This window comes from Terrabacter sp. P5_B1 (assembly GCF_056400505.1).
Genome location: NZ_JBFULD010000524.1, coordinates 1 through 1,682 on the forward strand (window position 1 = coordinate 1; position 1,682 = coordinate 1,682).

The 1,682-nt window shown below is 70.8% G+C and carries 2 protein-coding genes; one reads left to right on the forward strand and one right to left on the reverse strand.

The window, feature by feature from the left end; translation table 11 throughout:
• Window positions 1-129: 129 nt before the first annotated feature.
• A complete protein-coding gene (locus tag AC1DP0_RS21635; RefSeq protein WP_478088596.1) occupies window positions 130-909 on the reverse strand; it encodes a dioxygenase family protein in 780 nt (259 codons plus the stop codon).
• Window positions 910-1,117: 208 nt separating this feature from the next.
• Between AC1DP0_RS21635 and AC1DP0_RS21640 the strand changes: the two genes are divergently transcribed.
• Entirely contained in the window at window positions 1,118-1,576 is a 459-nt protein-coding gene (locus AC1DP0_RS21640) for a GyrI-like domain-containing protein (protein WP_478088597.1), read from the forward strand.
• Window positions 1,577-1,682 lie beyond the last annotated feature (106 nt).

The window sequence follows — 1,682 nt, forward strand, 5'->3', positions numbered from 1 at the left end:
GTCAGGGGAGGTTCCGAGCCGCGGTCGCGTTCGTGGGGCACCCACACCCGTCGAACGGGTGGGGTTACCAGCCGGTTCCCGGATCCGGCGGGTCAGTGCTCATGCCTAGCAGGGCAGCCGCGGCGAGGCTCAGCCGAACTGCCAGGACCGCTTGCTCAGGCCGAACCAGAAGCCGTCGATGACGCTCTTGTTGTCGAGGCCGCCGGACTCGTAGGCAGCGCCGAGGGTGACGAAGAGCGGGGCGAAGTGCTCCGTGCGCGGGTGCGCCTCGTGGGCGGCCGGAGCCTTGTCGAGGAAGTCGAGCAGGCTGTCGATGTCCTGGGCCTTCATCGCCTCCTGCGCCCAGTGGTCGAACTCGGCACTGGCCGCGGGCGGCAGCGCGTCGGAGCCGGCCCGCGGGTTGAACCAGCGCAGGTTGTGGGTCGTGAAGCCGGAGCCGACGATCATCGTGCCCTGCTCGCGCAGCGGCGCGAGGCGTCGGCCGATCTCGAACAGGCCCCGCGGGTCGAGCGTCGGCATCGACATCTGCAGCACCGGGACGTCCGCGTCCGGGAACATCTCCTTGAGGGGGACGTAGGCACCGTGGTCGAGCCCTCGCGCCTCGTCGCGGTGCACCTGGTGGCCGGGCCAGCTGAGCAGCTTCGTCACCTCGTCGGCGAGCGCGGGCGCGGCGGGGGCGTCGTAGGTGACCTCGTAGTACTTCTGCGGGAAGCCCCAGAAGTCGTAGGTCAGCGGGGCTCCGGTCGTCGAGCCCAGGGTCGTCGGGGCGTCCTCCCAGTGCGCGGAGACCATGAGGACGCCGTGGGGCTTGGGCAGGTCCGCGGACCACCGGGCCAGCTCGCCCGTCCACCGCTCGTCGTCGGCGAGCGGTGGCGCACCGTGGCTGAGGTAGAGGACAGGGGCGGACATGGCGGTTCCTTCCATAGTAATTGAGATCAAAAGTCATTGAAGTCAAAAGTCATTGAACTCTAAACTATCAGGGGAACGCGGCCTTGGCCCTCATCATTCCCGAGGACGTATGCCGTCCGGTGCCCTTCCGGGAAAGCGCGGTCGCGTGCTCTGGTTTCCGGGTCCTTCGACCCTGTCGATGCCGCGTCCGGCAGGTGACGCTGGAGCGATGAACGAGATCCGCACGGTCGAGGCCGCCGAGCAACCCACCGCCGTCCTCCGGGCCAAGGTGGCGATGGATGAGCTGCCCACCTTCTTCGCCCGGGCCTTCGCCACCACCGCGGCCGCGCTGGCGAAGCAGGGCCATGCGCCCGCAGGCCCGCCCTTCGGGCTCTACCGCGGCATGCCGACGGCAGTCGTCGACGTCGAGGCCGGCTTCCCCGTGTCGACCCCGGTCGAGCCCGCCGGCGACGTGGTGCCGAGCATCCTGCCGGGCGGACCCGCCGTCGAGGCGGTGCACGTCGGGCCCTACGACACCATGGGCGAGACGTACGGCCAGGTCGAGCAGTGGATGGTCGGCCAGCGGCTGGTGCCGGGCCCCGTCGTCTGGGAGAGCTACCTCAGCGACCCCGAGCGGGAGCCGGACCCGGCCACCTGGCGCACGGTGGTCCACTGGTCCGTGTCCTGAGCCCCGCTCGAGGGGTGGGTCCCCGCCGGCCGTGGGAGGGCGCGTCCCGAGCTGACCGGGCGGGACGGCATACGCCGTCCACGGCGGATGCCGTGAGGCCGCACCC